The sequence below is a fragment of the Actinoallomurus acaciae genome (genome assembly GCF_042429965.1).
Classification (GTDB): Bacteria; Actinomycetota; Actinomycetes; order Streptosporangiales; family Streptosporangiaceae; genus Actinoallomurus; species Actinoallomurus acaciae.
Genome location: NZ_JBHLZP010001248.1, coordinates 1 through 655 on the forward strand (window position 1 = coordinate 1; position 655 = coordinate 655).

Below are 655 nucleotides of genomic sequence, written 5' to 3' on the forward strand. Positions count from 1 at the left end.
GAGGCACGGCGGCGTGAGCTGCTCCGCCGCGCCATCGCCGACGAGGGGCTGCCGACCGCCCCGGCCCGGCCGTACGCTCCGGCCGGGCCGCGTTACCCGGCCCCGCTCTCGTCGGCGCAGCGCCGCATGTGGTTCCTGCACCGCCTCGACCCCGCCGACCCGGCGTACCACCTCACCGTCGGGGTGCGGCTGACCGGCGACCTCGACCCGGACGCGCTCCGTACGGCCTTCGAGACGGCCGCGCGCCGCCACGAGATCCTGCGCACCGTCTACCGGCAGGAGCCCGGCGACCCACCGCTCCAGGAACTCGCCCCGGACGGCACCGCGATCCTGTTCACCCGCCTCGCCGGGGAACCCGCGGAGGCCGCCGTACGTGAGTGGGCGAACGCACCGTTCGACCTCACCCGCGACGTGCCCCTGCGGCTGATGCTGGCCCGTACCGCGTCGCGCGAGCACCTGCTCTTCCTCACCATCCACCACATCGCCTGCGACGACCTGTCCTGGGAGATCCTCCTGCGCGAGGTCTCCCGCGCCCACCGGGGCGAGGGCGCCGGCCCCGCCGCCCAGTACGCCGACCACGCCCGATGGGAGGCCGGGCAGGCCGCGCGGACGGAGGAGTCGCGGGCGTACTGGCGGCGCCGGCTCGCCGGCGTGA

1 protein-coding gene is annotated in these 655 nt (G+C 76.5%); it reads left to right on the forward strand.

Annotated elements, in window-relative coordinates; genetic code table 11:
• The coding region (locus tag ACFFNX_RS51910) for a condensation domain-containing protein (protein WP_378213887.1) at positions 1-655 on the forward strand (655 nt) is incomplete at both ends.